We start from the raw sequence: 5,626 nt of genomic DNA, 5'->3' as shown, positions 1-5,626 counted from the left end.
GCGACCGGCGTGGTGATGACCACCGGGACACCGGAGGGCGCCTGGGCGCCGGTGATGCGGCTCAGCTCCGCCTCGCCCGAGCGGACCGGGGTGATGCGCGGGGTGATGCCGGCCGATGCCATCAACCGGGCCATCCCGCGACGCTGGCCGGGGGTCACCAGGGTGACGACGCTGCCGGACTCCCCGGCGCGGGCCGTACGGCCGCCACGGTGCAGGTAGTCCTTGTGGTCGCTGGGCGGGTCCACGTTGACGACCAGGTCGAGGCTGTCGACGTGGATGCCGCGGGCCGCGACGTTGGTGGCCACCAGGACGGTGACGTGACCGTCCTTGAACTGGGCCAGGGTCCGGGTGCGCTGCGGCTGGGACCGGCCGCCGTGCAGGGCGGCGGCGCGGACACCGCTGCTCAGCAGGTGCTTGGTCAGCCGGTCCACCGCGTGCTTGGTGTCCAGGAACATGATCACCCGGCCGTCCCGGGCCGCGATCTCGGTGGTGGTGCGGTACTTGTCCGTCTCGTGCACATGGAGCACGTGGTGCTCCATGGTGCTGACGGCGCCCGCCGACGGGTCGACGGAGTGCACCACCGGGTCGGTGAGGTAGCGGCGGACCAGCAGATCGACGTTGCGGTCCAGGGTGGCCGAGAACAGCAGCCGCTGACCCTCGGGGCGCACCTGGTCGAGCAGGGCGGTGACCTGGGGCATGAAGCCCATGTCGGTCATCTGGTCGGCCTCGTCGAGGACGGTCACGGCGACCTCGTCCAGCCGGCAGTCGCCCCGGTCGATGAGGTCCTTGAGCCGGCCGGGCGTCGCGACGACCACCTCCGCGCCGGTCCGCAGCGCACCGGCCTGCCTGCCGATGGACATCCCGCCGACGACGGTGGCGAGCCGCAGACCCACGGAGCGGGCGTAGGGCGCGAGCGCGTCGGTGACCTGCTGGGCCAGTTCCCGGGTGGGGACGAGGATCAGGGCCAGCGGCCGGCGCGGCTCGGCACGCCGGCCCGCCGTACGGGCCAGTGCCGCGAGGCCGAAGGCGAGGGTCTTGCCCGACCCGGTACGGCCGCGGCCCAGCACGTCCCGGCCGGCCAGGGAGTTCGGCAGGGTGGCCGCCTGGATCGGGAACGGGACGGACACGCCTTCCTTGGCGAGCGTGGCCAGCAAGGGCGCCGGCATGACAAGGTCGGCGAACGCCTCGACGGGGGGCAGCGCGGGCGTGACCGTCTTCGGCAGCGCGAACTCGCCCTGCGCGGGCTGCCGCCTTCCGTGACCGCCGGAGCGGCCGGCGGCGCGGCTTCCGCCGAAGCGATCGTAGGTGCGGGCGGTGCGGGCGGTGCGGGTACGAGTGGTACGGGTGCGGTTCATGCGGAACCTTCCTCGATGCGGGCGCGTATCAAGGAATTTCCGCGGCAGTACGAGCGGTGCGGAGAATCGCGAGAACGGGCCGAAAAATGTCAGGGCCGAACAACCCTGGTAATAAAGCGAGCCGGGGCCCGCACCCCAAGGTGCGGGCCCCAGCTGTGAAGTACGCGTCAGTCCTGCGGGTCAGGCAGGAATGATGTTCTCGGCCGTCGGGCCCTTCTGGCCCTGCGCGATGTCGAAGGACACCTTCTGGCCTTCCAGCAGCTCGCGGAAGCCCTGGGTGGCGATGTTCGAGTAGTGGGCGAAGACGTCGGGGCCGCCGCCGTCCTGCTCGATGAAGCCGAAGCCCTTTTCCGCGTTGAACCACTTCACGGTGCCAGTAGCCATTTTATTTCTCCTTCGGAGACGGTGTCGGGAATGCGCCCTGTGCGTATTCCGTGTCGCCGTGATGATCAACCGTCGGAAAAACCTTCTGGCAACCACACCTGCAACTGATGACGACACTAGCACGTCGGTGTCGGCCGTGCGCTGTACACAATTCCGTCCCGGGTGCGGTCGCGGGAATAGTTGTCGCGCGCCGCGTCTATTTCTTACGTTGTCACCACAGATATTGGTTCGCGAAGGAGCGGTATTGCCGTCGACCGCTGCCGCCCCCGGCGCTGTGACCTCCTACGACGGCCCGTAACCGGTCGCCGCCGTCGACGGCGGCCGGGGCCTGGTGGGGAGACGAAGGCCACATACGGCGTTCCGCGCCGGTGACGCCCCGGTGCCGCCGCGGTCGTCGCCGCTGTGCCCCTCCGCACCCGCCCGGACGTCGGCGTGACCGCGCTCCGGCGGCAAAAACACAGCATGTTCACACCAGCTCCCCGTAGCCGCTTCCCGTGTGGGCACCCGCCCAGGGCTGTCTGCCGGGAAGGAGCCCGAGCATGGCCATCGTCGCGTGCCTGTTGCTGCCGGTCGTGGGACTGCTGCTGTACGGCATGGACCGGGTCGAGGACTGGCTGACGCGCGCACCACGGCCGCCACGCCGGGCCGGCGCCCGTCATGCCGCCGCCCGTCACCTGCGACTGATCCGGGGAGGCGGCCAGGAGGCCGGCGCGACGGCGCACAGCGGCGGCCGGTCGTCCGACGCCGCCTGAGACCGGGAGGAAACCCGAACGCCGGGGCCGCGCCGAGCGCGGCCCCGGATTCCCGCGCTGGCCCCGGACATGCGCCGTACCCCCCTTTCGGAGACATGGCGCACAACCACCGGCAGAACAGGCCGTCACGGGGTATCCGGGTCGTGAAATGGACTGTCGGACGCACTGTTGCCGTTTGACAACAATAGTCGTGAGGCAACAAAGTAGCCGTGTCGGACGTGCGCGGGGAAGGACCTGGAATGCTCCGGTGGAGGGAGGTCGCTCCGTGCGCCGGCCGCCATCGCCGAGAGGCAACGGTGGCACCGGTGCCGCGAACGGTGACTCAGGCGGTCCGGCTGCCGGAGTCCGGGGCGTCGTCGAGTATCTGTGTCGCCGCCGTGGCGCAGAACGCCTCCAGCCCCTCCAGCAGCGCGATCCGCTTGGCCGCGGGCATATCCGCCAGCACCTTCCGCAACTCGCCCTCCCGGCGGGACCGCAGGTCGGCGAGGAAGGCGCGGCCCCGGCTGCTGAGGTGCAGCCGCACCTCACGCCTGTCCTCCGGGCTCGCCACCCGCTCGACGAAACCGGCGGCCTGCAGCCGGTCGCACAGCCTGCTGGTGGACGGCGGGGTGGACGCCAGGGACTCGGCGAGCGTGCGCAGGTTGATGCCGTCGTGGTGCTCCAGGACGTGCAGCACGCGCAGTTGCGACGCGGAGGTGGGCGCGGTGGAGGCGCGGCCCCACACGACTTCCAGCAGCTCGACGGCCGTGGTGGTCACACGCGCGACCTCATCGGGCTCTGGGCGGCGGCGGAAGGCAGTCACGGTCACACTCTCGCAGGCACTGGGGCGCCTGTCAGCGTACTAGGCACGCGCACCGGCCCCAGGCGTCCCGAGGGGCCCGACGCGACTCACGCGGAGGCCGGCCTCGTGGGTGAGGTACGTACGTTGTCCGGTGAAAGATTGGTGATTACACCCTTATGAACAGATTCGTGGCCGTTGAACGCGCCCTGCGCACGGCGGCTCCCCACGCGTTGCTCGACGCCACCCGTGCCGTACTGATGGAGCAGTACGGCGCGGAGGACGTCGAGCTGTTCATGGCCGACTACGGCCTGAGCGTGCTCCAGCCGGTGACGGTCCCGCCGAACGCCCCGGAGCCGGTTCCGGTGCCGGTGCACAACAGCCCGGCCGGCCGGGCCTTCGGTTCCCAGCGGCCGTACTGCGAGGACGGACGCGACGGGCGGGCGCGGCTGCACCTCCCGGTCAGTGTGCGCGGCGACCGGCTCGGGGTGCTGTCCGTGACCCTGCCCGGCGGCGAGGCCGTCCGCCGCTGGGAGGCGGAACTGGCCGACGTCGCCGACGTGCTGGGGCACGAGGTGATCGTGGCCGAGCGGGACACCGACCTGTATCTGCAGGCGCGCCGCAAGGACCGGCTGACGCTGGCCGCCGAGATGCAGTGGCAGCTGCTGCCCGGCCGCTCCTGCTCCCGCCAGGAGTACGAGCTGGGGGCCCAACTGGAGCCCGCCTACGCCATCTTCGGCGACAACTTCGACTGGTCCGCCACCGCCGACCACCTGATGCTGTACGTCACCAACGGCATGGGCGAGGGCATAGAGGCGGCGCTGCTGACGAACCTGGCCATCAACGCCCTGCGCAACGCCCGGCGCGCCGGCATCTCCATCGCCGACCAGGCGGCGCTCGCGGACCAGGCCGTCTACGCCCACTACCGGGGCCGCTGCTACCTGTCCGTGCTGATGTTCGACTTCGACCTGGCCACCGGCCGGGCCAGCGTCGTGGACGCGGGCTCGCCCCGGTTGCTGCGGCTGCGCGACGGCACCGTGGAGCACGTGACCTTCGACGCCCAGCTGCCGTTGGGCATGTTCGAGGAGACCGACTACGTGGCCCAGGACTTCCACGTCCGGCCAGGTGACCGGCTCGTCTTCGTCAGTGACGGGGTGCACGACGTGGCCTCTCCGAAGGGGGAGGCGTACGGGGACGCGGCTCTGGCCCGGGCGATCCACGCCACCCGGCTGCTGCCCGCCGCCGAGGTGCCGCGCGCGATCCTGCGGGAGCTGACCGGCCACCGCGGCAAATCCGTACCCGACGACGACGCGCTGGTCGTGTGCCTGGACTGGCACGGGAGGCCGGCCGCCGCGTGAGCGGCGGGACCGCCCGATTGTGACGATCGCGTGTGGTGCCCCGTACCCCCTCCCGCCGAAGCTTGCCGCGTGGCAATAATTGTCGGATGGCTTGCCGTCGGTCGGCCGGGGACGCGCACAGCAGGGAGACGATGAAGGTGGCGGAGTACGACACGACACCCGAGGTGGCGCGGGAGCTCGGCGCCTTCCTGGAACGGCGCCGTGAGCAGATCGCCCAGCGGTGGGCGGACACCGCGCTGTTCCGCACGGTCTTCACCCTCTCCCGGGACGAGGCGGTCGAGGCGTGCAAGGCCGTGCTCGACGCCCTGGCCGAGGTGGCCCGCACCGGGCGGCTGGAGGACATCGCCGCACCGGGCTTCACGACCGTCAGGGAACAGCTCGGCCGCATGGCCGCCGCCCGCTCCCGGGCGGGACTCAGCCTCTCCGGGGTCGCGGGCGAGGTGGCGGGCCTGCGGGAGCCGGCCGTCGCCCTGCTGCGGGCCGAGTCCGAGGACGCCGCCGGCGAACACACGCACGCGTGCGTGCTCGCGCTGACGGTGCTGATGGGCACGCTCCGGCTGGTGGTCATGGAGACCACCGTCGGCGCCGGCGTGGAGCTGATCGCCCGGCAGCGGCAGCAGCTGCTGGAGGTGGCCACCCCCGTCGTCAAGCTGTGGGAGGGCGTCGTCGCCGTACCGCTGATCGGCACCCTGGACAGCGCGCGCAGCCAGGTGGTGATGGAGTCGCTGCTGGAGGCGATCGTGGACCAGCGGGCCCGGTACGCCATCCTCGACATCACCGGTGTGCCGACCGTCGACTCGCTCGTCGCCCAGCACCTGATGAAGACGGTCGCCGCGGCCCGGCTGATGGGCGCCGAGTGCATCGTCTCCGGCATCCGCCCGGCCATCGCGCAGACCATCGTCCACCTCGGCATCGACCTCGGGACGATCATCACCCGGGCCGGCCTCGCCGACGCCCTGGCCTACGCGCTCACCCGGCAGGGCATCGTCGTCTCGCCAC

6 protein-coding genes are annotated in these 5,626 nt (G+C 71.5%); 3 read left to right on the top strand and 3 right to left on the bottom strand.

The features are described 5' to 3' along the window. Both H5J33_RS21610 and H5J33_RS21605 read right to left on the bottom strand, forming a co-directional pair. Positions 1 to 1,355 (bottom strand): DEAD/DEAH box helicase (locus H5J33_RS21610; RefSeq protein ID WP_181796572.1); only part of this gene is annotated, 1,355 nt, incomplete at its 3' end. 180 nt (positions 1,356 to 1,535) lie between these two features. After that, positions 1,536 to 1,739, bottom strand: a complete 204-nt coding sequence (locus tag H5J33_RS21605; protein ID WP_030790686.1) for a cold-shock protein — start codon at positions 1,737 to 1,739, stop codon at positions 1,536 to 1,538. A gap of 539 nt (positions 1,740 to 2,278) precedes the next feature. On the opposite strand from H5J33_RS21605, the gene H5J33_RS21600 reads away from it, so the two are divergent. Beyond that, positions 2,279 to 2,491 (top strand): hypothetical protein, encoded by a 213-nt coding sequence (locus tag H5J33_RS21600; RefSeq protein WP_181796571.1) that lies wholly within the window; start codon positions 2,279 to 2,281, stop codon positions 2,489 to 2,491. Positions 2,492 to 2,813: 322 nt separating this feature from the next. Here H5J33_RS21600 and H5J33_RS21595 read toward each other — a convergent pair whose 3' ends face one another. Beyond that, complete coding sequence (locus tag H5J33_RS21595) at positions 2,814 to 3,248, bottom strand: MarR family transcriptional regulator (protein ID WP_181796570.1); 435 nt, start codon at positions 3,246 to 3,248, stop codon at positions 2,814 to 2,816. Positions 3,249 to 3,448: 200 nt separating this feature from the next. Here H5J33_RS21595 and H5J33_RS21590 point away from each other — a divergent pair, with 200 nt between their 5' ends. Both H5J33_RS21590 and H5J33_RS21585 read left to right on the top strand, forming a co-directional pair. After that, positions 3,449 to 4,627, top strand: a complete 1,179-nt coding sequence (locus H5J33_RS21590; protein WP_181796569.1) for a PP2C family protein-serine/threonine phosphatase — start codon at positions 3,449 to 3,451, stop codon at positions 4,625 to 4,627. Positions 4,628 to 4,758: 131 nt separating this feature from the next. Next, positions 4,759 to 5,626, top strand: an 868-nt coding sequence (locus H5J33_RS21585) for an STAS domain-containing protein (protein WP_181796573.1), incomplete at its 3' end; no start/stop codon positions are given.

The sequence above is a fragment of the Streptomyces sp. WELS2 genome, assembly GCF_013870595.1.
Taxonomy (GTDB): Bacteria; Actinomycetota; Actinomycetes; order Streptomycetales; family Streptomycetaceae; genus Streptomyces.
This window is presented reverse-complemented; position numbering and strand designations above follow the sequence as displayed.